Below are 22,505 nucleotides of genomic sequence, written 5' to 3'. Positions count from 1 at the left end.
TATTATGACTACTGAAATCCGTGTTCCTACTTTAGGCGAATCGGTTACCGAAGCAACTGTTGGTAAATGGTTTAAAAAACTTGGCGAAACTGTTGCTATGGATGAACCTTTGGTTGAATTAGAAACTGATAAGGTAACAGTTGAAGTACCCTCACCCGTTGCAGGGAAATTGTCTGAAATCATTGCAAAGGAAGGCGATACAGTTGAAGTGAATGCACTCTTAGGGACAGTTGAAGCTGGAGCTGCTGGTGTTTCTCAATCATTTTCGCCTGCTGCTACACCTATCCCTGCAGCTGAATCTACAGTAAAGCAATCTTCTTCCAGTGGTACAATGCCTCCTGCACCTTCAGCAGCGAAAATGATGGCAGAAAATAATATTGTAAAAAGTGATGTTGCTGGTTCTGGAAAGCGTGGACAAATTCTCAAAGAAGATGTTCTTGGCGTTTTCGAACGGGGAACAAAAACGCTTTCTCCTGCTGTTTCTACATCTAGTTCTTCTGTTACTCCTGTGCAGGAAGTCCATGAAGAGCGTGTTCGTATGACAAAATTACGTCAAACAATTGCCCGTCGTCTTAAAGATGCGCAAAATACCGCGGCAATGCTAACCACATTTAATGAGGTTGATATGTCCGCAGTAATGGATTTGCGTAAGCGTTATAAAGATATTTTTGAAAAAAAACACGGTGTTAAGCTTGGTTTTATGGGCTTTTTTACCAAAGCTGTTTGTCATGCATTAAAAGAACTTCCTGCTGTCAATGCAGAAATTGATGGTACAGATATTATTTATAAAAACTATGTTAATGCGGGAATCGCTGTTGGAACAGATAAAGGGCTTGTTGTTCCTGTGGTACGTAATGCTGATCAGATGTCACTCGCAGAGATTGAGAAAGAGATTGGTCGGTTAGGACGTCTTGCCCGTGATGGAAAATTAGCCGTTTCTGATATGCAAGGTGGTACTTTTACCATTACCAATGGGGGGGTTTATGGATCATTAATGTCTACGCCAATCTTAAATGCGCCGCAGTCTGGTATCTTGGGGATGCATGCGATTAAAGAGCGTGCAGTGGTTGTGGAGGGACAAATTGTGATTCGCCCCATGATGTATCTAGCACTCTCTTATGATCATCGTATTGTAGATGGCCAAGAAGCTGTGACTTTCCTTGTGCGTGTTAAGGAAAGTTTAGAAGATCCGGAACGCCTTGTTCTTGACTTGTAAAATACAATTTTCAGGATGAAAGGAAAAACGGATGTCTTATGATGTGGTTGTGATTGGAGCGGGACCAGGTGGTTATGTTGCAGCAATAAAAGCGGCGCAATTGGGGCTTAAAACAGCAATTATTGAAAAACAGGTAACATTAGGGGGGACATGTCTTAATGTCGGCTGTATTCCTTCTAAAGCATTGTTGCATGCCTCAGAAGTGTTTGCTGAAACGCAACATGGTTTTGAAACACTTGGTATTTCTATTGCAAAATCAAAGCTTAATCTTGAACAAATGATGGCGCATAAAAAAGCTGTGGTGACTGCAAATACAAGTGGTGTCTCTTTTTTAATGAAAAAAAATAAAGTTGACACTTTTTTTGGTACCGCCAAAATCTTAAGCGCAGGTCATGTGGAGGTTACTACTCGGGATGGTAGTACACAAAAAATTGAAACAAAGAATATTGTTATTGCTACGGGATCAGAGAGTTCAGGCATTCCGGGTATGAATGTTGAGATTGATGAAAAGGTTGTTGTCTCTTCTACAGGAGCACTTTCCCTTGAAAAAGTACCAACACGTATGATTGTTGTGGGGGCTGGTGTTATTGGTTCAGAGCTTGGTTCAGTTTGGAGCCGTTTAGGTGCTAAGGTAATCATTATAGAGTATCTTAATAAAGTTTTAGGATCAATGGATGGTGAAATTTCACGCCAATTCCAAAAAATAATGGAAAAACAGGGTGTTGAGTATAAGACTGGTGCAAAAGTAACAGCTATTACGCGCTCTACTTCAACGGCTCAGGTAAGTTTTGAAGCGGTTAAAGGTGGTACTTCTGAAACTTTAGAGGCTGATGTTGTGCTCATTGCGACTGGACGTTCTCCATACACGCAAGGTCTGGGTTTGAGTGAGGCTGGTGTTCAGGTAGATGAGCGCGGCTTTGTTGTTATCGATGCGCAGTGGCAGACAAATATTCCAGGAATTTATGCGATTGGTGATGTTGTTAAAGGACCAATGTTGGCGCATAAGGCAGAAGAAGAAGGCGTTGCTGTCGCAGAAATTTTGGCGGGGCAAAAGGGCCATGTTAATTTTGATGTGATTCCTAGCGTTGTTTATACTCAGCCGGAAATCGCTAGTGTAGGCAAGACAGAAGAAGAACTTAAAGCTGCTGGTATTGAATATAATGTTGGTAAGTTCCCTTTCATGGCAAATGGTCGTGCACGTGCTATGCAAAAGAGTGATGGATTTGTTAAAATTCTCGCTGATAAAAAGACTGATCGCGTATTGGGGGGACATATTCTTGGATTTGGTGCTGGTGAAATGATCCATGAAATCGCAGTTTTAATGGAATTTGGTGGTTCATCAGAAGATTTGGGACGTTGTTGCCATGCACATCCTACTTTATCTGAAGCTGTGCGCGAAGCAGCTTTAGCCACATTTGCTAAACCGCTTCATATCTAAATGGGATTTGAATATTTCATAAGCTTTCTTGGAAAAGCCTAAAAGATAGTTTATGAGTCAATTTATACGCTGTATGTTTTTGGAAAAACCGCTCTCTCAAGAGCGGTTTTTCTACATTTTCATCAATATATCAGAAAAGCTTTTTAAGTGTTCCAATCTATAATAAAATAGAATGCTATCTTTCAGGTAAATTATATCCAGTTAATAATTCTACGATTTCTCTATAAATTTTACAGAGAAATCTTATTTCTCAATATTTCTGTTAATTATAGAAGACCTTATTTGCTTGATACAAAAGATGATCTCAAACAGTTTTTACCATGCATCAGAGAGCTTTCTTATCGTAAAAAACAATATTTATATTGGCACTATAGATAAATTAAAACTGCAATTTTTTCTCTTCTTGTTGCTCTTTTATCCAGGTGGAAAGTCCCATACGGTCGAGAGATTTAAGAAAGGGTTGTGGTGGTAATTCTTCTACATTGATCATGGTTTTTACATCCCACTCACCGGTGGCAATAAGGAGAGCTGCTGCTGCTGCTGGTACGCCGGCAGTGTAAGAAATACCTTGTGCACCCGTTTCGTTAAAAGCTTGTTTGTGATCGGCTATATTATAGATAAACACTTCTCTTGGTTTTCCATCTTTTTTGCCTTTAATAAGATCTCCAATACAAGTTTTTCCTGTGTAGTCTGGTGCCAAAGAAGCTGGATCGGGTAAAACAGCTTTCACAACTTTTAAAGGAATGACTTCTTGACCTTCTGCTGTTGTAACAGGCTGTTCAGATAAGAGGCCAAGATTTTTCAAAACGGTAAAAACATTGATGTAATGTTCACTAAATCCCATCCAAAAACGGATATTTTCAACATCAAGATTTTTGGATAAGGAATGAATTTCATCATGTCCTGTCATGTAGGCTTTTTGTTTTCCAACAACAGGAAGATCCCATTCGTGGCTGACTTCAAACATTTTATTGGAAACCCATTTTTTATTTTGCCAAGACCATACTTGTCCCGTAAATTCACGAAAGTTGATTTCTGGATCAAAATTCGTGGCAAACCAACGTCCATGACTTCCAGCATTAATGTCAATGATATCAATATCAGTGATCTTATCAAAATAACATTCACGTGCTAATGCTGCATAAGCATTTACAACTCCTGGATCAAAACCAGCGCCTAAAATAGCAGTGATGCCAGCTTTTTCACACTCTTGGCGTCGAGGCCATTCATAATTGCCATACCAAGGTGGTGTTTCGCAAATTTTCATAGGATCTTCATGAATGGCAGTATCGATATAAGCACATTTGGTTTCGATACAAGCGGAAAGAACGGACATGTTAAGAAAGGCTGAGCCAACATTGATGACAATTTCACATTTGGTCTTTTGGATAAGTTTTACAGTTTCTTCTCTATTCATTGCATCGAGTTTGTGACTCTGAAGAACACTTTGTTCTTTCATTGTGTTTTTTTCTCTAATGGAAGAAATGATGGCTTCACATTTTTTGAGAGTTCGTGAAGCAATATGAATTTCACCGAGAATATCGTTGTTTTGAGCACATTTGTGCGCAACAACTTGTGCAACACCTCCAGCACCAATAATGAGAATATTTTTCTTCATCGTGGGATCATCTCCTTGTTCAATACTGTTTGTTGTATAATCGTTTTTTACGGTTATTCTTTCATGAAAGACTTATCTGATAATCATGATAGTTAAATTGACGTTGAAGCGTTAGTGTACCATCAAATTCTTTGATGACAATGGCAGGCATTGCAACGCCATTAAACCAGTTTTTCTTGACCATTGTATAACCTGCTGCATCCTGAAAAGACAATCTGTCACCTATTTTCAGAGGTTTTGGAAATTGAAATGTTCCAAAAATATCACCGGCAAGGCAGGATTTTCCGCAGACCATAATTTCGTACGGACCTTGATTTGGTTCTAATTTCGCATTTTCGCGGTAAATGAGAAGATCAAGCATATGTGCTTCAATGGAACTATCAACGATAGCGAGTCGTTTTTCATTATACAATGTATCAAGAACACTGACTTCTAGAGTGGTACTTTTTGTTATAGCCGCTTCTCCTGGTTCTAGAAAAATAGTGACACCATAGGTTTCTGAAAACTGTTTTAGGCGTTCTGCAAAAGCTTCTAAAGGATAATTTTCATCGGTAAAGTGAATTCCACCACCAAGGCTAATCCAATCAACCGCAGCGAAAAGTTCTGCAAATTTTTCTTCCATGTAGTGAAGCATTTGATTGAAAAGATTAAAATCAGCATTTTCACAATGGTTGTGGATCATTAAACCATTTATGAGTGGTAGAACTTCTTTTATAGCATTTTGGTTGGTTTCTCCTAAGCGACTAAAAGGGCGGGTGGGATTGGCAAGATCAAAATTGGATGCACTGATGCCTGGATTTAACCTGAGACCTCGTTGAAGAGTTTTTGTTGCATCAGAAAAACGTTGAAGTTGTTGAATGGAGTTAAAAATAATTTTGTCTGCATAGCTACAGACTTCATCAATTTCATGATCTGCCCAAGCAACCGAATAAGCATGGGTTTCTTTACCAAATTTTTCCCTTCCCAAACGTAGTTCATAAAGGGATGATGATGTGGTTCCATCCATAAATTCAGACATGACATCAAAAACACTCCATGTGGCAAAACATTTTAAAGCAAGCAAAACTTTCGCTCCGGACATGCTGCGTAAGCGAGCGATAACTTCCATATTTTTTATGAGCTTAGATTTATCTATAAGATAATAGGGGGTTTTTATCATTGTCTCTTAATTCTCTTTTGAAGGATCTTATTCTTTAGATCAACGTTTAGTACAAAGAGCAACAGGATGTCTCTAGAAAAAAGATTTTTAAAAAAAGAATCTGCTTCTGTCTAGCACTAGTAAGACTTTCTGTAACTGCGTTTTGTTTTTGTATGTTGAGATTTGCGTTATGTGTATGAAAAAAAAATTGTATTATGCTTTAGCTCTTGTACTCTTTGGCAGTTTTTTCATTATAACAACCAATATTGTGAATTTGGTGCAAGATAAAAGAGATCTTGAGAGCAAAGTGGTTTCTTCAGACTTTGGTGACGAGAATTCGGTGCCGTTGGTTTTTACAGGGCGTAGAGAACTTAATGGTTTTAAGGGCTATCATAATTATCGGCGTGGTTATGTTAAATATAAAGATAATTGGTGGTATCCTCAAGCAGCTTTCGTTGCATTACCAAATTCAGAAACAAAACATGCGCCACAAAAAATTATGTCAGGGGCGAAAAAGGTATTTTTAATCTCTTCTGCAGAGAAAAAGCAACCGTGGATGCTTAAACAACATGTTGAATCCTGTCAGATGCGTTATCGTTCTTACAATAAAAACGATAATAGTTATCAACCTTTTCATGGGCCTCGTAAGCAGTGTCTTTCACGTTTTTTTTAAAGCTAGAAGTTAATTAAATATAGAAAAACTTCTAGCAAACCTTGTCGTACTCATTCTCGTTCTTAAAATAAAGAGGGAATGTGTATGCTCTATTGTTTTTTATGTAATAGTGGCTTTTTGAAAATTTTAAATGCTTTTAAGTTTTATTAAATCTTATTATCGTTAAGTATGGGATGAGGGGGGTAAGAATGTAAATTCTTATTTTGTCGTCGACAAAATATTGAAGGACAATATGGAGTTTAAAGAATGACAACACGGGAAGCAATGTTAATGTTGCTCGTTTTGCTTCCCTTTGGCGGAAGTGCTGTTATCAGCTTGTTTCGTTCGACAGTAAAAAATAATGAAGCATGGTTTGCTGGAATTATTGCACTTTTCAGTCTTCTTTTTACAATCATGCTTTATCCATCGGTTCGCGAAAATAGCGTGGTACGTTTAGATATTTCATGGCTTCCAGAATGGGGTGTCGATTTGATCTTCCGTATGGATGGTCTGGCGTGGCTTTTTTGTTTGCTTATTACAGGTATTGGGCTTCTTGTTGTTGTCTATGCGCGTTATTATATGGATCAGGCAGATTCTGTGGCGCGCTTTTTTGCTTTTTTTCTGGCATTTATGGGATCAATGACAGGGATAGTTTTATCTGGCAATCTCATTTTTTTGGTTATTTTTTGGGAACTCACCAGTATTTTTTCTTTTTTGTTGATCGGTTATTGGTACCATAATGCAAGTGCGCGTGAGGGCGCGCGCATGGCTTTAACAATCACAGGTTTTGGTGGTTTTGCTCTTTTGGCTGGTGTTTTGTTGATTGGTCACATCGTTGGTAGCTTTGATGTGGATAAGGTGTTGCAGTCTGGGGATATGATCCGATCAAGTGCTCTTTATAATCTTGTCCTTATTTGTATTTTATTGGGCGGATTAACAAAAAGTGCACAGTTTCCTTTTCATTTTTGGTTGCCTGGTGCAATGGCTGCTCCAACGCCGGTATCGGCTTATTTGCATTCCGCAACAATGGTAAAAGCAGGATTGTTTTTGCTTGTTCGTTTATGGCCTGTGCTCTCAGGAACGGAAACTTGGTTTTGGTTGGTGGGATTTTCAGGGCTCTCAACGCTTCTGCTTGGAGCTTATTTTTCTATGTTTCAGCAGGACTTGAAAGGTTTACTTGCTTACTCAACGATTAGTCATCTGGGATTGATTACCACGCTTTTAAGTCTTGGTAGTTCGCTTGCGTGTGTTGCGGCAATCTTTCATATGGCTAATCATGCTACTTTTAAAGCTTCTCTATTTATGGCTGCTGGAATTATTGATCACGAGACTGGAACACGTGATATGCGTAAGTTGACAGGCCTTTATCGTACTATGCCTATTACAGCAACTCTCGCTTTGGTGGCGAGTGCAGCAATGGCTGGCGTTCCTTTGTTAAATGGCTTTTTATCAAAGGAAATGTTTTTTGCGGAAGCGGTTGAAATGCATATGGATTCATGGCTCGATTGGATTGCGCCTTATGTGGCAACGCTTGCTAGTCTGTTTAGTGTGACTTATTCTATACGCTTTATTCATGGTGTCTTTTTTGGAAACAAACCTGTTCATTTACCCAAATCTCCCCATGAACCACCGCATTTTATGCGTTTACCCATGGAACTTTTGGTATTTATTTGTTTGGCAGTTGGTATTTTTCCTAATTTAACAATAGGACCTATTTTGGATAATGCTGTTGTCTCTGTTTTAGGACCCATGACAATTCCTTATAGTTTGGCTGTTTGGCATGGGTTTAATACTCCCTTGATGATGAGTTTAGTGGCTTTATTAGGAGGCGGATTGCTCTATATCATCGGGCATCATTATTTTTTATCTTGTGATGATGGGCCTCCTTTTTTTCGTCATTTGAAAGGAACGCGCATTTTTGAACGCGTTTTGGTGGTTATTTCTTGGAAATGGGCACGAGCACTGGAAGCTATTTTGTCGACACGTCGTTTGCAAATACAATTACATTGGATTTTTTTGATATGTTTTGTCTTTGTTGGTTTGTTACTTTGGTACGATGGTTTCATTACAGCCGGTTCGTTACCACTTTTTCCACTTGATATTCCTTTTCTTGTTGTTTGGTTGGTGGGGGGATCGTGTGCTCTTTTAGTTGCTTGGCAGGCAAAATTTCATCGTCTTGCATCACTTATGCTGTTGAGTGGGGCTGGTTTGATGACTTGTGCAACCTTTTTGTGGCTCTCTGCACCTGATTTGGCAATAACACAATTGGTTGTTGAAGTGGTGACAATTGTTTTATTATTGCTTGGTTTGCGGTGGTTGCCTAAGCGTTTATATCATCCTGCTCCAACTTCTGTTTGTTTTTTGGTGCGTTTGCGTCGTATTCGTGATTTCGTGATCGCTCTTGTGGGAGGCGTTGGTGTGGCATGGCTCTCCTTTGCAATGATGACACGTCCTCAAGGCGCAACAGTTTCTGATTTTTTTCTGACGAATGCTTACAGTGGTGCTGGGGGGCGCAACGTTGTGAATGTGTTGTTGGTTGATTTCCGTGGTTTTGATACCATGGGAGAAATTGTCGTTTTGGGTGTTGTTTCACTTACGGTTTTTGCTCTTTTACGACGCTTTCGTCCTGCTCCTGAAAGTATAGATGCGCCTTTTCAACAACGTATCCAGAAAGCTTTTGATATGGCACAGCCTGATCGTGATGTGGGGGATACAGTTTTGAATTATCTTGCTGTTCCAGCTGTTATTATGGGGTGGCTCTTTTCAGTTATTATCGCTTTTTCGGTTTATTTATTCATGCGTGGGCATGATCTTCCAGGAGGTGGATTTGTTGGAGGGGTAACTTTAGCGATAGGCTTTATTTTGCAATATCTTGCCCGTGATATTCGTTGGGTGGAAAACCATTTGAAGGTTTTGCCATTGCGCTGGATGGGCTTTGGTTTGTTATTATCGGTCGTAACAGGGGCTGGCGCTTGGCTTTTTGGCACTCCTTTTTTAACCTCCTTTTTTCAATATACGCATCTTCCAGTCATTGGAAAGATTCCTATGGCGTCTGCTTTTTTATTTGATTTGGGCGTGTTTTCTGTTGTGTTGGGAGCAACAGTTCTTATTCTAATTGCATTGGCACACCAGTCCATTCGTAGTTATCGAATCGGTAAAAAACCTCTTTTGAAAGAGAAGGAAAACTAATGGAAATTGTTCTTTCTTTGGCTATCGGTGTTCTTGTTGGGTCAGGTATTTGGCTCATTTTGCGCCCACGAACTTTCCAAGTCATTCTTGGTTTGTCTTTGATTTCCTATGGTGTCAACCTTTTTATGTTTTCAATGAGTCGACCGCGTAGCAATGCTGCGCCAATTGTGGATCCTACTAAAGTGATTAATCCAGAAAATTATGTTGATCCTCTTCCACAGGCTCTGGTCTTAACAGCAATTGTGATTGGTTTTGCAACGACAGCTCTCTTTTTGGTTATCCTGCTCGTTTCACGCGGATTAACAGGTTCAGACCACGTTGATGGACGTGAGGTGCAGTGATGGCAGCCTATGTGCAACATCTTCTTATTTTACCTATTGTTGTACCATTAATTACTGGAGCTCTCCTGCTTTTTTATGATGAACGTCGCGCAAAACTTAAATCATTCATAAGTCTGTTTTCTGCGGGATTGTTGATTATTATCGCTGTTTTATTAATTACGCGTGCCCTTGAAATTGCGCCTGCTGCAGGGGTGTATCGGCTTGGCAATTGGCCTTCTCCCTTTGGAATTATTTTGGTCCTTGATCGTTTAAGCGCTATGATGCTTTTACTTTCCAGCTTGGTGATGACGAGCGCATTGGTTTTTGCACAGGCATATTGGTACAAAACTGGTCCTCATTTTCAGTCTCTGATGCAGTTTTTTATGGTCGGAATAAATGGTGCTTTTTTAACAGGGGATTTGTTCAATTTATTTGTATTTTTTGAAGTGATGTTAACAGCTTCTTATGGGCTTGCCTTACATGGCTCTGGTCAATTACGCGTGCGTGCCGGATTACATTATGTGGTGGTTAATCTTGTTGCTTCCTTGTTGTTTCTCATTGGTGCCGCACTTATCTATGGAGTCGTTGGTACTCTGAATATGGCTGATTTGGCTGTAAAAATAAAACAGATAGCTTCTGTGGATATTGTTCTCTTTGAAATAGGTGCTGCGCTTTTGGGTGTCGCTTTTTTACTCAAAGCAGGTATGTGGCCACTTAATTTTTGGTTAATGCCAACTTACAGTGCAGCAGCAGCACCGGTTGGGGCTTCTTTTGCACTTTTGAGCAAGGTGGGCATTTATATTATCTTACGTCTGACATTGTTATGGTTTGGTCCTGAAAGTGGATATTTCAGCTATTTTGGGCATCTGATTTTGTTTTATGGAGGGCTTGCTACTATAGCGTTCGGTTTTATTGGAATCTTGGCTAGTCAAGTTTTGGTACGTTTGGTAGCTTATAGCGTTCTTGTCTCTTCTGGGACATTGTTGAGCGCAATTGGGATTGGCCATACAGCACTGACAGCAGGTGCACTCTTTTATATCGTTTCTTCAACTCTAGCACTTAGCGCTTTTTTTCTTTTGGTGGAACTTGTGGAACGCTGTCAGGATGTAGCGGCAAATGTTTTGACTGTCACAATGGAAGTTTATGGTGACGATGAAGAGGAGGAAGAAGATGAGGTTGGTACCTATTTACCAGTAACTTTGGCAATTCTCGGGGGATGTTTTTGTATCTGTGCTCTCTTAATTATTGGCTTACCACCTTTTTCTGGTTTCGTGGCTAAATTTATGATGTTTATGGCAATTCTCAACCACACTCAGGGAAATTTATCTGTTTTTCTACCTGCTTACCAAGATTGGTTGTTTGTGATTTTTGTTTCTTTGTCTGGTTTTGCCACTTTAATTGCTCTCACCCGAATGGGTATGCGAACTTTTTGGGTTTCTCTTGAAGGAAGAATTCCGCGTGTGCAGGTGATTGAATTTGCACCTATTGCTGCTTTGCTTGCTTTGTGTTTTCTTATAACGATTGTGGCCGCTCCTGTGAGCCATTATATGTCTGAAACGTCTGAGACTTTGTATAATCCTCAAAATTATATTGGAAGCGTTTTAGGTGGTTTCTCTCTCAAAAATGGGGAGATCAATCAGTGAAGTATTTTTTCCCTTTCCCTTTTTTTAGTGCGGCAATTGTTTTGATGTGGTTGACCTTGAATGGTTTTAGTTTAGGTCAATTGCTTTTAGGAATTATTGTTGCTTTGTTTAGTGGTTGGGTGATGCGGTTTCTTGAGCCAGAAAAAGTCACCGTTAAAAGTTGGCGCGCAGTTTTTCGGTTGATCTTTCGCGTGTTTATCGATTCTATTATGGCAAATATTTCTGTAGCGCGCTTTGTTTTGACAAGAAGATCTCAAAAGCAGAAGTCTGGTTTTATTGTGGTGCCTCTTTTGCTTGAAAGCCGTACTGCTCTGGCGGTTTTAGCATGCATCCTCTCTGTTACTCCAGGAACCGTTTGGATTGCTTATAATAGAAAAAATAGTGAGCTTTTACTGCATGTTTTAGATTTTAAAGATGGATATAATTATCAACAGTCTATCAAACAACGCTATGAGCAATTGCTTTTGGAGATTTTCTCATGAGTATGATGATTCTTTATTGGGGGATTTTTCTTGCACAGTTTTTTTTGAGTTTGGCAATGCTTTTTGCATTGTTTCGATTAATTCGTGGTCCACGGGCGCAGGATCGAATCGTGGGATTGGATGCTCTTTATGTGACAACTATTCTTTTGTTTCTGACATTTGATCTTCGTTCAGGAACAACCATTTATTTTATAGCGCCTCTCATTATTGGTTTGTTGGGTCCTGTATCAAGTATTGCTTTGGCAAAATTTCTTATGCGAGGGGAAATTATTGAATGAAAAATGACATATCGCTTGTGGTTGCTATTGCTGTCACAGTCTTTTTAATATTGGGATCGGGTCTTACATTGATTGGAACGATAGGGTTGGTGCGTCTTTCCAGTTTTTATAAGCGTTTGCATATGCTTTCACTCAGTACCAGTTGGGGGGCTGGAAGTATTCTTATTGCATCGTTTCTCTATTCCATCTTTGTGGATCATCATATTGTGCTTCATGAGATATTATTGATGATTTTTCTACTCGTAACAATACCTGTAGCTTCCATGCTGGTATCACAGGCAGCAGCTTATCGACACCATTCAGAAAATACATTAGAAAAACCGCTGGCTCTTTTATCACATCAGACGAAAGATCAACCGATTACATCAGAAGAAATATCATCTGATGCGCATGAGAACCAGCGCGATTCTTGATATGCAACTGCCCTTTTTATTGCATACGTTGTTCTTCTACACAGCGAATAGGATTTTCTTCTTTTGGATCATTGATGAGATCATAAAATAAAGCTTCATTTTTAGCTGTCCACCATACATATTGCCCGCTTACATATTTTGCTCCAGAAGCAGCAATGACATTGGAACCGACAATACGCTTTCCTTTCCACTTGAAATCAACGAGCGCAATATTACCAGCAGTGTAATAAATTGCTTCAACAGACTCTTTATCCTTTCCCATATCGCATTTATAGGAAACAATTTCTGTCGTTGGTGCTGGATCATCTGGTACTTCAATGACTAAAGAACCAGCCAACGCATTGATTGAACTGAAGAATAATAGACTTAAAACGGCAGAAAACCGTAATGTAAAAGATGTTGTTTTCATAATATCCCTTTCATTCTTTAGAACAATAACATTGATTCATCTTTACAGAGGATAGGTTTTTGTTGTTCTGGATCATGAGCAAGATCATAGATTGTGACTTCTTTGTTCTTTTCCCACCAGATATACTGGGCTCCTGCATATTTTGCTCCAGAGGCAGCGATGACATTCGCAGCAATAACGCGGTCACCTTTCCATTTGAAATCAACCAATGTAATATTATCAGCTTTGTGATAGGTTGCTTCAACGCGCTCTTTACTTACTCCTGTATTACATTGATAGGTTATTGTTTGTGTTGTTGGCTCTGGACTATCTGCTACCTCAAGGATTATAGAGCCTGCTAAGGCATTATTTAAGCTAAAAAGTGATAAACTTGACGCGGCTAAAAATCCTAAGATATGTAGAGTTTTTTTCATAATGCTTCCCTATATTGCACGAAGAATAATTTGACTGATAGGATGGTGTCCACGGCAGGATTCGAACCTGCGACCCCAGGATTCATACCACTTCGATTTTCACCGCCAGCTTTAAAAGCTGTTTGTGGTCTGGACTGTCTCTTCACCATAAAGCTTATGCTCTTTAGGTGCTGCCCGTTCAGTCTCTACACCTTCCCCTTTTTGAAGAGGGGCTTGGCTCGGGATTGGCATATGGTTTCCCATGAAGCTTTCCCCGAATTTGAGCAGATCCACTTTGAAGATTTCTCCTCAAGGCGCCCAATTCTTTAGGAATCCTGTGCTCTATCCTACTGAGCTACGCAGACATCATCATATCTATTTCTTTAATAGAAGTATAAAAGCGAATCAATTATATTCAATATGAATTAACGAATTTCCGTTAATTTTTGTTCCAAAAAGGTTAAAACTGCGTTTGGTGGAACATTTTTTGCAATAAATGATTGGCCAAGTCCCCGTGTTAAAATAAACGTTAAGTTGTTTTGCGAAACCTTTTTGTCTTGAGCAATGAAAGCCATCAGTGTTTGTGCGTTTGGTAATTGGCCAGGGATATCCTTTAGTTGGGTAGGCAATCCCACGGCTTTACAATGGGCTTCAATGCGCTGTGTGAGAGCGGCATTTGTTAAATTCAATTGTGCGGAAAATTGATGGGCTAGAATCATCCCAATTGCTACAGCTTCACCATGGATTAAACGGTTTGAGTCATAAGCGGTTGCTGTTTCAAGCATGTGCCCAAATGTATGACCAAGGTTTAAGAGTGCACGTTCTCCTGTTTCGTATTCATCGCGTCCTACAATGTCGGCTTTAAATTGGCATGAGCGAACAATGGCTTCTGTTCGTACGGGGCCGTTGGAGAAAATTTTTTGGCCATTTTTTTCAAGCCATGCAAAGAATTCAGGTTGGTTAATAAGACCATATTTGATCATTTCCGCATAACCAGCGCGAAATTGGCGCAGTGGGAGTGTATCAAGAATACCTGTGTCAGCAATAACGCAGCGCGGTTGATAAAAAGTGCCAATAAGATTTTTACCATATGGGCTATTAATACCCGTTTTTCCTCCAACAGAGGAGTCAATTTGTGCAAGCAGTGTTGTGGGTATTTGAATAAAGTTCATGCCGCGGCGTATAATGCTTGCGGCAAATCCTGCTAAATCGCCAATGACACCACCACCAAAAGCAATAACACAGTCACCTCTCTCTAAACGTGCAGCAAGAATTTTATCAATGACGCTTTGCAGGGTGGAAAACGATTTTGATTGTTCTCCTGCTTCCACAATGATTGGAACTGTATGAATTTTATTTTTTGTTAATTCTGTTTGTAATGTTTCCAAATGGAGGGAGGCAACATTGCTATCTGTAACAATTGCTAAACGTGTTTGATGAAAATCTGTTTTCTGGAGAGAACGTTTAATCTGTAAAGCTGCTTGCGCAATGAGATTTGGTCCAATGATGATATCGTAACAGCGTTTGTCCAGCTTAACAGTGACGGTTTTGGTTTGCATGCTTGTTGTTCCTATGGTGATTGTTCTGTATCGAGGTAGTGATGCACAGACCGTATGACATTTTTTGCCACGGTAAGGCGGCTTTCTTTATGCGTGTGAATTATTACGTTGGCCTGTGCATAAATAGGATAACGCTGCTCCATGAGCTTTTGCATGGTTTCTTTAGGATTTTCTGTTTGGAGAAGGGGGCGCGTTTTGCGCTTCGAGACACGTTGCATGAGGATATCAAGGTCCGCTTTAAGCCAGATCGATATAGCATTTTGATGAATGGCTTTTCGGATGTTTTGATTTATGTAGGCACCACCACCGGTTGCTAAAATGAGAGGACTTTTTTTTATAAGATTGAGCATAACACGCTGTTCAAGAGCGCGGAATTCTGATTCACCATAAATTTTAAAGAGTTCGGTGATGGTCATTTTTGAAGCTTTTTCGATTTCTTGATCAGAATCATAAAAGGGCAAATGAAGCATCGTGGCAACACGTTTGCCGATGACTGATTTGCCTGCCCCCATCAAACCAACAAAGACAAGGGCTCGTTTATCCAGAGACGATAAGAGCTGACTTTTTATCTGTGTCATTGGAATATGTTTTGGTTGGTTATTTTTCATAACTTATTTCGGCATTTATCTCTTTTAAAGTCAATTCCTGTTAATCTTTGTAAGGCATAATTCGAGTCATAGAATAGTTCTGGGGAGAGTTTATTATCTTATGCCAACATTGACCAGATTTTTAATGATTCTTTTTATTTCCTTTGTTATTCTTCTTGGTATCATGGTTGCTCTTGTTGTTTTTGTTAAACCTGTAACTGTGGATATGTATGTTGATATTCCTTTGGATTCAGTAAATCTTTCTTCAACAGCGGATCAAGGAAATGAAAAGTGATATTGTGATAGAACGTTTTCTTGAAATGATGAGTGCTGAACGGGGTGCTTGTGACCATACACTTGCAGCTTATCAACATGATTTGCACTGGGCAGAGGAGGTTTTATCTTCCCGCTCTTGTTCACTTTTTTCAGCACAAAAAGAAGATTTAATTGGTCTTTTATCACTTATGCACAGTCTTGGTTGTGCAGCGTCTTCACAAGCGCGTCGTTTATCAACTTTGCGTCAATTTTATCACTTTCTTTATGCCGAAGGATTGAGAGAAGATGATCCTTCCCATGATATCGATGCACCTCGTCAGGGGCGTTCTTTGCCAAAAATCATCAGTGAAGATATGGTCACGAAATTGCTTGATTTGGCGCAAGCAGAGGTTGTCCAAGCAGATTATGGGTCAAAAGATTATTTGCGTGCATTGCGTCTTCAGGTGTTGATTGAAATGCTTTATGCAACAGGACTCCGTATTAGTGAATTGGTAAGTCTTCCTGTGCAAGCTGTTCGGGGAAAGGGGTATAGTTTTTTGGTACGTGGTAAGGGTAAAAAAGAACGAATGGTGCTGTTATCAAAAAAAGCCTGCCAGGTTCTGGCGCAGTGGTTGGAATTGCGTGATAAGGGAAAAGATGCAAAAAGCCCTTATCTTTTTCCTGCCCATTCTCAGACAGGGTATATCGCTCGACAAGTTGTGGCACGGGAGTTAAAAAGTCTTGCTACAAGAGCAGGAATAAAAAGTGAAGGCTTTTCTCCCCATGTATTGCGCCATGCTTTTGCTAGTCATCTCTTGCAAAATGGTGCTGATTTGCGTGCTGTTCAACATTTATTGGGTCACTCTGATATTGCGACCACTCAGATTTATACCCATGTATTGGAAGCAGGGCTTTATCGTCTCGTTAATGAACATCATCCGCTTGCTGATGAGCAAAAGGCTCATTAAAGAAAAGGTGATGTTTTTGAAAAATACTTTATAAAACGGATTATAAGTTTATAAGTGATACCAAATAAGTTGGGTACAATGTATAATTATCTTGATTTTGAAAAACCAGTTGCTGACCTCGATGGAAAAATTCTTGAATTAAAACAGATTTCTCAGGAAGAAGGCAGTCTTGATATGAATGATGAGATTGCACGCCTCGAAGCGCGTTCTCAAACAGCATTGCGCGATATTTATAAAAAATTGTCGCCATGGCAAAAAACACAAGTGGCTCGCCATCCTGATCGTCCCCATTTTATGGACTATTCTGCACGTTTGCTCAGTGATGTTACACCTTTGGCAGGAGACCGAAAATTCGCCGAGGATGAGGCTATTCAAGCAGGATTTGCACGCTTTAGAGGAGAAGCTGTCGCTTATATAGGTCAAGAGAAAGGGCATGATACGCAAACGCGTTTGCGCTATAATTTTGGTTCTGCTCGTCCAGAAGGCTACCGCAAAGCCGTACGTATTATGGAAATGGCCGATCGTTTCGGTTTGCCACTTCTTACTTTTGTCGATACGGCAGGCGCTTATCCTGGGGTGAGTGCTGAAGAACGCGGCCAAGCAGAAGCGATTGCCCAGTCAACAGCGGCAACTTTGCGCCTGAAAGTTCCGATTGTTTCGGTGGTTATTGGAGAAGGGGGGTCTGGGGGGGCGATAGCAATTGCTGCTGCTAATAAAGTTTATATGTTAGAACATGCTATTTATTCCGTTATTTCTCCAGAAGGTGCTGCTTCTATTTTATGGCGTGATCCAACCCGTGCAAAAGATGCTGCAATGAATATGCGTATTACTGCGCAAGATTTACATCGGTTAAAGATTATTGATGGCATTATTCCTGAGCCTTTAGGAGGAGCACATCGAGGCAAAGAAACCGTAATTGATGAAACTGGTGAAGTGATTGCAGAGGCTTTAAAGGATATGACTGGAAAAGATGGTGAAACTCTTAAACAAGAACGTTGGGAAAAATATCTTCAGATTGGTCGGTCTTTAACATAAGTCATTTTTTATGAGGGGATGGATTGGAGTTTTATTCGATGATATTCAACAGATTCCTCGCACTGTGTGTGTTGTTTGCAATGGGAATATTGACAGCGTGTGAGGGAAGATTGCCTGCTTCTATTCGTGCTAAAGTTGAGCAACCTCTCCCCCAAGAAATTCAAAATAGAATGGTTTTGTATGATATCGATCCTTATGCACCAATTATGATGCGGTTTTTTAAGCAGGAAAATGTTGCTGAAATTTGGAAGCAGTCCCGTTCTGGACCTTTTGTGTTGATGGCACGCTATGGCATTTGCAAATGGTCTGGTCAGCTTGGACCTAAATATAAGGAAGGGGACCTGCAAACACCAGAAGGTTTTTATACCATTAGTGCAAGTCAAATGAATCCTTATTCGAAATATTATCTTTCTTTTAATATAGGATTTCCTAATCTTTATGATAAAGCTCATGGACGAACAGGAAGCAATCTTATGGTACATGGTTCTTGCTTTTCCTCTGGTTGCTATTCTATGAGTGATAAGAATATGGCACAGATTTATGCCTTTGCACGCGATGCTTTTAGAGGTGGACAAACAGAATTTCAGTTGCAGGCTTTTCCTTTCCGCATGACCGATGCTAATATGGAGCGCTATAGATCTGATCCTCATTATCAATTTTGGGCTATGCTTAAGGAGGGCTATGATTTCTTTGAGGAAAATCGTATACCCCCAAAGGTTGAAGTGTATGAAAAACGTTACGTTTTTAATCGTGGCATAAACAAGACTTCAAGTGCTCTAACGCCTTGAGTATTACCTTCTCGTAAAATGGAGATCTTTCCAAAAAATAAAAAGATCTCCTTCTTTCTTTAGGAATGTTTTATTCCTTTTATCACTCATGCTGTAAAATCTTGTGTTTTCGTACGGTGATAGAAAGTCTATTCATGCATATGTGAAATACCATGTCATTTCTGTGTAGAATGAGTTTTTTGCATCAATCAAATAAAAAACTCTATGATTTTGGTTATATATTCTGGGCAAGGCTTATATGGTCAATTTGTGAGACGAATCACACAAGTTCAGTAGCAGGTAAACTTTATGCACGATTGAGAGATGGATTGATAATAATTCATGGTTTTGTAATCTGAACGAGAGATCCACATACTGTAAGCTTGTTTTATTTCAGATTTCTCTCATAGTGAATCACTCAAAATTCTTTGCTTCCCTCTTACAAGTGAGGTTGGCATATGGATAAAAATATTTGAAGATGAGAAATAAAATTCTTGTTATGTCTTTTCTCAAAGACAAGGGGTGTTGCATTACTTAGAGCGGAAAAAGTATGGTGATATTGGCTTGTATCTTCAAGTACGTAAAGATGGTGGTGCACATGCTTTTATCGTTATACCATTCACAGTATTTACGGGACGCGCCTACGAAATAGGTTTGAGTACATTGAAAGATATTGCTTTTAAAATGTACGTAAATTGGCCATACAGGAGTGTTCTGTTTGCATGGGCGTTACCACCACTTGTAAGAGAAATATACCTTTCATAAAGTGCTTAGATAGCATTCTTTGATTTAAACACTTTATCTTCTGCTGAAAATGTACTCACTGAGCGCTATTGCGATTTCTTTGCACTTGCTTCTCTCATACAAGTAAAGAGCTCGTCTTCTATGCTGAACTCTCTCCAGTCCGAAAAACTCTAGCGATTGCCTTTAAAATATAAAGATAAGTCCAAAACGTAAAATTTAAGGTGTCTTGTTCTTAAAAAGATAACACATTGACTTATCATAATAAATCAATGTTTTTTCAACTTTAATAACTCAAAAATGTTAAGTTTTTTGTATCCAAATCCTCTTATCTTGAATCAATTAAAATCGCCTGCTTGCACGTTTGGGGTGGTATATGGCTCAAAACATTTTAGAAAGGAACTAGAATATCTTTTATAAAGCTCTCAGGTGCCAAGAATTGTTGCAAGATTGAGAGCTCGTAAAGAGTGTGATGGTATCGTCTTAAATTTTCATAAGTGTGAAAATGGTGTGCATAATGGCTTTACCTTTATAGCATTTCTGGTTTCCGCTACAGTTTTCGTCATAAAATGGGGCTTGGTTGCCTTGAGGGATGTTCCTTGAAAACAAGTCGCGTAACTTAGCCATATAATGGCGTTTTGTGACGCTCTATTTTGCGTGAGGGGAATGACTCTGTAAAAGAGAAATCAATCTGATTATAGGTTGATAAGGAACAGAAGCTTTCATCTTTTATGAGGAGGAGATCAAATGATATGTTCATGCTTGTAGCGCGATATAATAGAACTTGTTTGAAAGACGCCCATCTTGTTCATTAGGATGTTTTTTGAAAAGATGGCAGAAAAGATTAAAATTTCATTCCTGGAATTACCAAGGGATTATCCATTATAGCGGTTTTATCGGCGGTATCTATTGCTGGTTTGTTGAAAAAAGCATTGAAAAGTTTTTCTATGACCTCTTTTTCAAGACCATCAGCAATGATGACAAGATGTGTTTGTGTTATTCCTTTTGGCCATGCTGGAAGTCTTGTTGGTGGATGAAAAAATGTCTGTATACCATGTAAAACAAGTGGGCGATGTGGGTCGTCACACAAGGCGATAATTGCTTTAATACGTAGTATTTTTGCGCCATAAAAATTGTTTAGGAGCTCTAAAAAAGTATGAAGGGTAGTATAGTCTATTGGTTCTTTACAGTTTAGTGAAAAAGCACGAATGGTTGAGTGGTGTGTATGATCATGAGGGGCAGGGGGGCGTCCTTGTTGAAATTGTGTCTTTTCTGCTTCTTTATCCCATAATGTTTTGCTTATTAATGCATTTGGACAGCACGCATCAGAGTGGACATCAATGATTTGTGCCGTAGGGTTTATTATTTTGAGTGTTTTAAGCAGCGTATTTGAAAGTGCTTTGGGGTTGGTGAGGTCCGTTTTGGTGAGGATAATTTTGTCTGCAAGTGCTAATTGTTTATGTATTTCAGGATAGCGTTCGAGTATAGACAGCGTGTTTAAAGTATCAAATGTTGCAAGAACAGTCTCAATCGATAATGTGCGCATTAAGAATGGATGGCTTAAAAGAGTTTGTAAAATAGGCGCTGGATCAGCCATACCTGTTGTTTCAATGATGATGCGGTTGAATTGTTTGAGATTTCCCGTTTGAACGCGATTTACTAAATCAGTCAATGTATCGATAAGGTCACTGCGCAAACGACAGCATAAGCAACCATTGGCAAGTTCGATAATTCCTTCTGTCGTTTTTTCAACTAAGAGATGGTCAATGCTTACTTCACCAAATTCATTGATGATCACAATACAATCAGCCAAAAGAGGATCGCGTAGCATCCGGTTGAGTAAAGTTGTTTTGCCAGAGCCTAAAAAGCCAGTAATAAGCGTGAGGGGAATGCGCTTTATTTTCATGTTTCTTATCGACCGTAGTTTGCGGCCTTTTTTATAGAGCTGTTTGCTGGTTTGTTATGTGGAATGTAAAGTTTTTTTAGCGGTTTTGCTGTAATGGTGGGCTCCTGAGGCGCACTAATGAGGCGTACTTGTAGAGGAAGTATAAAAGAAGGTGGATCAGTAATAAAAGGTGAAGAAAAGATAATTTTTCCTTGATCATCATAAGAATTCGCATGCATTTTTATGGCTTCAGGAGTGCACATTTGTTGTTTCATATCGCTTACTTGTGTTCTCTTTATACCATAGGGTTTTAGTGTTTCCAGCGTGAGCTCGGGTGTTCCTTTATGTAAAAAACCCGTTTCCAGCAGTTGTGCGGCATTTTCTTCTCTTTCACTTATATTATTGGCTCCTAAAATGACAGCAATAATTGTACGTTTATTGCGGGTTGCGGAGGCAACAAGATTAAAGCCAGAGGCACAAATAAAGCCTGTTTTCATGCCATCTATACCATGAAAACGACCAATGAGGTTGTTTGAATTGGGCTGAATTTTTCGTTTGTTACCAAAATCAATGGCAGGAATAGAAAAATAATGGGCATATTGCGGAAATTCACGGCGAATCTGAATCGCTAAAAGAGCAATATCGCGTGCCGTGGAGTAATTTTGTGAATCTGGTAATCCACTTGCATTAGCAAAATGCGTACCAAACATTTTTAAACGTTGCGCTTCCATATTCATTTTCTGTACAAAAGCTTCTTGTGAGCCGGCAACTGCTTCACTCATAGCAATGGCTAGATCATTGGTGGAAGTCGCCAAAGTAATCTTTAAGGCTGTTTCAAGGGTGAGAACAGAACCAGCTTTATAGCCTGAACGGTGTGCTGGAGCTTTCGCTGCATATTGGCTGATGGTGATGTGTTTTTGCGATGAAACTTTGCCTGCGCTCATGGCGCGGAAAATGACATAAGCAGTCATTAATTTTGTTAAGGAGGCTGGATACCAACGTTCAAAAGCTTGATTGTGCGCTAAAATACGTCCCGTTGTAACATCAACAGATATAAAGGGCTGAGACAGAGCAAAAGTGCTTATCAAGGTCAAAATAAGAGACAAAAAAAGATTAATAAAGAGTCGTTGCATTAAGTTTAAATCCAATACCTTCTTATCAGTGATTGAGGACTGTTTTAATTTAGTACAAAAAGCTTTTAAGTCTATGATAGAGAGGGGAGAGAGTTAATGCCGTATGCGTTTTTTTGCTGAAATAAAAAGACTACCATTTTTTAATTTTCCCCTTTGTGTTCAACTTCATGGCTTGTAAAAGCCCCTCATGCAATATCTTTTCCATCATGGATATTGCGCTATGCCTTACTCGTTGATCATGTTCTTCATTGAAAAAGACCATGCTATTGTGCTGTTTGTCTACGCATTTCTTTTAAAGAGATTTTTTATCTTATCTCCCGCCCCATCTCTTTGCACAGCTTGTAATATATCATCTACAGTTTATTCGGTCTTACCATTTTTGTGCTT

21 protein-coding genes and 1 pseudogene are annotated in these 22,505 nt (G+C 39.4%); 13 read left to right on the top strand and 9 right to left on the bottom strand.

Annotated elements, in window-relative coordinates; genetic code table 11:
- Positions 1 to 4: 4 nt before the first annotated feature.
- Both odhB and lpdA read left to right on the top strand, forming a co-directional pair.
- A complete protein-coding gene (gene odhB / locus FS875_RS01045; RefSeq protein ID WP_144751789.1) occupies positions 5 to 1,216 on the top strand; it encodes a 2-oxoglutarate dehydrogenase complex dihydrolipoyllysine-residue succinyltransferase in 1,212 nt (403 codons plus the stop codon).
- Between the two features lie 31 nt (positions 1,217 to 1,247).
- Positions 1,248 to 2,654, top strand: a complete 1,407-nt coding sequence (gene lpdA / locus FS875_RS01040) for a dihydrolipoyl dehydrogenase (protein WP_144751786.1) — start codon at positions 1,248 to 1,250, stop codon at positions 2,652 to 2,654.
- A gap of 379 nt (positions 2,655 to 3,033) precedes the next feature.
- Here the strand turns inward: lpdA and FS875_RS01035 are convergent, their stop codons facing one another.
- Both FS875_RS01035 and FS875_RS01030 read right to left on the bottom strand, forming a co-directional pair.
- Positions 3,034 to 4,272, bottom strand: coding sequence for a saccharopine dehydrogenase family protein (locus FS875_RS01035; protein WP_144751783.1), 1,239 nt, complete (start codon positions 4,270 to 4,272; stop codon positions 3,034 to 3,036).
- 61 nt (positions 4,273 to 4,333) lie between these two features.
- Entirely contained in the window at positions 4,334 to 5,431 is a 1,098-nt protein-coding gene (locus FS875_RS01030; protein ID WP_144751780.1) for a carboxynorspermidine decarboxylase, read from the bottom strand.
- Positions 5,432 to 5,600: 169 nt separating this feature from the next.
- Here FS875_RS01030 and FS875_RS01025 point away from each other — a divergent pair, with 169 nt between their 5' ends.
- The 7 genes from FS875_RS01025 (at position 5,601) to mnhG (ending at position 12,387) form a co-directional block, all read left to right on the top strand.
- Entirely contained in the window at positions 5,601 to 6,083 is a 483-nt protein-coding gene (locus FS875_RS01025; RefSeq protein WP_144751777.1) for a BA14K family protein, read from the top strand.
- A gap of 246 nt (positions 6,084 to 6,329) precedes the next feature.
- Complete coding sequence (locus FS875_RS01020) at positions 6,330 to 9,251, top strand: monovalent cation/H+ antiporter subunit A (protein ID WP_144751774.1); 2,922 nt, start codon at positions 6,330 to 6,332, stop codon at positions 9,249 to 9,251.
- A complete protein-coding gene (locus FS875_RS01015) occupies positions 9,251 to 9,592 on the top strand; it encodes a Na+/H+ antiporter subunit C (protein WP_144751771.1) in 342 nt (113 codons plus the stop codon). The genes FS875_RS01020 and FS875_RS01015 overlap by 1 nt, the downstream gene beginning before the upstream one ends.
- On the top strand, positions 9,592 to 11,214 hold the full coding sequence (locus tag FS875_RS01010) for a monovalent cation/H+ antiporter subunit D (protein WP_144751768.1): 1,623 nt from the start codon (positions 9,592 to 9,594) through the stop codon (positions 11,212 to 11,214). The genes FS875_RS01015 and FS875_RS01010 overlap by 1 nt, the downstream gene beginning before the upstream one ends.
- On the top strand, positions 11,211 to 11,696 hold the full coding sequence (locus FS875_RS01005) for a Na+/H+ antiporter subunit E (protein ID WP_144751764.1): 486 nt from the start codon (positions 11,211 to 11,213) through the stop codon (positions 11,694 to 11,696). The genes FS875_RS01010 and FS875_RS01005 overlap by 4 nt, the downstream gene beginning before the upstream one ends.
- A complete protein-coding gene (locus FS875_RS01000; protein ID WP_144751761.1) occupies positions 11,693 to 11,974 on the top strand; it encodes a K+/H+ antiporter subunit F in 282 nt (93 codons plus the stop codon). The genes FS875_RS01005 and FS875_RS01000 overlap by 4 nt, the downstream gene beginning before the upstream one ends.
- Positions 11,971 to 12,387, top strand: coding sequence for a monovalent cation/H(+) antiporter subunit G (mnhG, locus tag FS875_RS00995; protein WP_144751758.1), 417 nt, complete (start codon positions 11,971 to 11,973; stop codon positions 12,385 to 12,387). The genes FS875_RS01000 and mnhG overlap by 4 nt, the downstream gene beginning before the upstream one ends.
- A gap of 16 nt (positions 12,388 to 12,403) precedes the next feature.
- Here mnhG and FS875_RS00990 read toward each other — a convergent pair whose 3' ends face one another.
- The 5 genes and pseudogenes from FS875_RS00990 to FS875_RS00975 all read right to left on the bottom strand — a co-directional run bounded on the left by FS875_RS00990 (position 12,404) and on the right by FS875_RS00975 (position 15,355).
- Entirely contained in the window at positions 12,404 to 12,796 is a 393-nt protein-coding gene (locus FS875_RS00990) for an MliC family protein (protein WP_144751755.1), read from the bottom strand.
- Positions 12,797 to 12,813: 17 nt separating this feature from the next.
- Entirely contained in the window at positions 12,814 to 13,209 is a 396-nt protein-coding gene (locus FS875_RS00985) for an MliC family protein (RefSeq protein WP_144751752.1), read from the bottom strand.
- 111 nt (positions 13,210 to 13,320) lie between these two features.
- On the bottom strand, positions 13,321 to 13,452 hold the full coding sequence (locus FS875_RS10780) for a hypothetical protein (RefSeq protein WP_281282237.1): 132 nt from the start codon (positions 13,450 to 13,452) through the stop codon (positions 13,321 to 13,323).
- A gap of 161 nt (positions 13,453 to 13,613) precedes the next feature.
- On the bottom strand, positions 13,614 to 14,747 hold the full coding sequence (gene aroB, locus FS875_RS00980) for a 3-dehydroquinate synthase (protein ID WP_144751749.1): 1,134 nt from the start codon (positions 14,745 to 14,747) through the stop codon (positions 13,614 to 13,616).
- A pseudogene (locus FS875_RS00975) lies at positions 14,722 to 15,355 on the bottom strand (shikimate kinase). Before FS875_RS00975 ends, aroB begins: the two are co-directional and overlap by 26 nt.
- 100 nt (positions 15,356 to 15,455) lie before the next feature.
- On the opposite strand from FS875_RS00975, the gene FS875_RS10105 reads away from it, so the two are divergent.
- From FS875_RS10105 to FS875_RS00960, 4 genes are all read left to right on the top strand, one after another.
- Complete coding sequence (locus FS875_RS10105) at positions 15,456 to 15,629, top strand: hypothetical protein (protein ID WP_166428875.1); 174 nt, start codon at positions 15,456 to 15,458, stop codon at positions 15,627 to 15,629.
- On the top strand, positions 15,619 to 16,557 hold the full coding sequence (locus FS875_RS00970; RefSeq protein WP_144751744.1) for a site-specific tyrosine recombinase XerD: 939 nt from the start codon (positions 15,619 to 15,621) through the stop codon (positions 16,555 to 16,557). The genes FS875_RS10105 and FS875_RS00970 overlap by 11 nt, the downstream gene beginning before the upstream one ends.
- Positions 16,558 to 16,635: 78 nt before the next feature.
- Positions 16,636 to 17,592 (top strand): acetyl-CoA carboxylase carboxyltransferase subunit alpha, encoded by a 957-nt coding sequence (locus tag FS875_RS00965; protein WP_144751741.1) that lies wholly within the window; start codon positions 16,636 to 16,638, stop codon positions 17,590 to 17,592.
- A 38-nt stretch (positions 17,593 to 17,630) separates the two neighbouring features.
- Positions 17,631 to 18,380 (top strand): L,D-transpeptidase family protein, encoded by a 750-nt coding sequence (locus FS875_RS00960; RefSeq protein ID WP_144751738.1) that lies wholly within the window; start codon positions 17,631 to 17,633, stop codon positions 18,378 to 18,380.
- A 1,564-nt stretch (positions 18,381 to 19,944) separates the two neighbouring features.
- Here the strand turns inward: FS875_RS00960 and FS875_RS00955 are convergent.
- Together FS875_RS00955 and FS875_RS00950 are read right to left on the bottom strand one after the other, a co-directional pair.
- Positions 19,945 to 21,006, bottom strand: a complete 1,062-nt coding sequence (locus FS875_RS00955) for a CobW family GTP-binding protein (protein WP_144751734.1) — start codon at positions 21,004 to 21,006, stop codon at positions 19,945 to 19,947.
- A 5-nt stretch (positions 21,007 to 21,011) separates the two neighbouring features.
- The gene (locus FS875_RS00950; RefSeq protein ID WP_144751731.1) at positions 21,012 to 22,118 is read right to left on the bottom strand and encodes a D-alanyl-D-alanine carboxypeptidase family protein; all 1,107 of its coding nucleotides are present in this window, start codon (positions 22,116 to 22,118) and stop codon (positions 21,012 to 21,014) included.
- Between the last annotated feature and the right edge of the window lie 387 nt (positions 22,119 to 22,505).

This window comes from Bartonella saheliensis (assembly GCF_902162175.1).
The sequence above is the reverse complement of the archived record's forward strand: the minus strand, read 5'-3'. Positions and strand labels throughout refer to the sequence as shown.

Excerpts from the sequence above, each read along its gene's own strand:
- FS875_RS01025 (WP_144751777.1), top strand. The coding sequence starts at position 5,601 with ATGTGTATGAAAAAAAAATTGTATTATGCTTTAGCTCTTGTACTCTTT.
- FS875_RS00985 (WP_144751752.1), bottom strand. The coding sequence starts at position 13,209 with ATGAAAAAAACTCTACATATCTTAGGATTTTTAGCCGCGTCAAGTTTA.
- FS875_RS01035 (WP_144751783.1), bottom strand. The coding sequence starts at position 4,272 with ATGAAGAAAAATATTCTCATTATTGGTGCTGGAGGTGTTGCACAAGTT.
- FS875_RS00970 (WP_144751744.1), top strand. The coding sequence starts at position 15,619 with ATGAAAAGTGATATTGTGATAGAACGTTTTCTTGAAATGATGAGTGCT.
- FS875_RS01020 (WP_144751774.1), top strand. The coding sequence starts at position 6,330 with ATGACAACACGGGAAGCAATGTTAATGTTGCTCGTTTTGCTTCCCTTT.
- FS875_RS01015 (WP_144751771.1), top strand. The coding sequence starts at position 9,251 with ATGGAAATTGTTCTTTCTTTGGCTATCGGTGTTCTTGTTGGGTCAGGT.
- FS875_RS00960 (WP_144751738.1), top strand. The coding sequence starts at position 17,631 with ATGATATTCAACAGATTCCTCGCACTGTGTGTGTTGTTTGCAATGGGA.
- FS875_RS00950 (WP_144751731.1), bottom strand. The coding sequence starts at position 22,118 with ATGCAACGACTCTTTATTAATCTTTTTTTGTCTCTTATTTTGACCTTG.
- FS875_RS01030 (WP_144751780.1), bottom strand. The coding sequence starts at position 5,431 with ATGATAAAAACCCCCTATTATCTTATAGATAAATCTAAGCTCATAAAA.
- mnhG (WP_144751758.1), top strand. The coding sequence starts at position 11,971 with ATGAAAAATGACATATCGCTTGTGGTTGCTATTGCTGTCACAGTCTTT.
- FS875_RS01000 (WP_144751761.1), top strand. The coding sequence starts at position 11,693 with ATGAGTATGATGATTCTTTATTGGGGGATTTTTCTTGCACAGTTTTTT.
- aroB (WP_144751749.1), bottom strand. The coding sequence starts at position 14,747 with ATGCAAACCAAAACCGTCACTGTTAAGCTGGACAAACGCTGTTACGAT.
- lpdA (WP_144751786.1), top strand. The coding sequence starts at position 1,248 with ATGTCTTATGATGTGGTTGTGATTGGAGCGGGACCAGGTGGTTATGTT.
- odhB (WP_144751789.1), top strand. The coding sequence starts at position 5 with ATGACTACTGAAATCCGTGTTCCTACTTTAGGCGAATCGGTTACCGAA.
- FS875_RS00955 (WP_144751734.1), bottom strand. The coding sequence starts at position 21,006 with ATGAAAATAAAGCGCATTCCCCTCACGCTTATTACTGGCTTTTTAGGC.
- FS875_RS00965 (WP_144751741.1), top strand. The coding sequence starts at position 16,636 with ATGTATAATTATCTTGATTTTGAAAAACCAGTTGCTGACCTCGATGGA.
- FS875_RS00990 (WP_144751755.1), bottom strand. The coding sequence starts at position 12,796 with ATGAAAACAACATCTTTTACATTACGGTTTTCTGCCGTTTTAAGTCTA.
- FS875_RS10780 (WP_281282237.1), bottom strand. The coding sequence starts at position 13,452 with ATGGGAAACCATATGCCAATCCCGAGCCAAGCCCCTCTTCAAAAAGGG.
- FS875_RS10105 (WP_166428875.1), top strand. The coding sequence starts at position 15,456 with ATGCCAACATTGACCAGATTTTTAATGATTCTTTTTATTTCCTTTGTT.
- FS875_RS01010 (WP_144751768.1), top strand. The coding sequence starts at position 9,592 with ATGGCAGCCTATGTGCAACATCTTCTTATTTTACCTATTGTTGTACCA.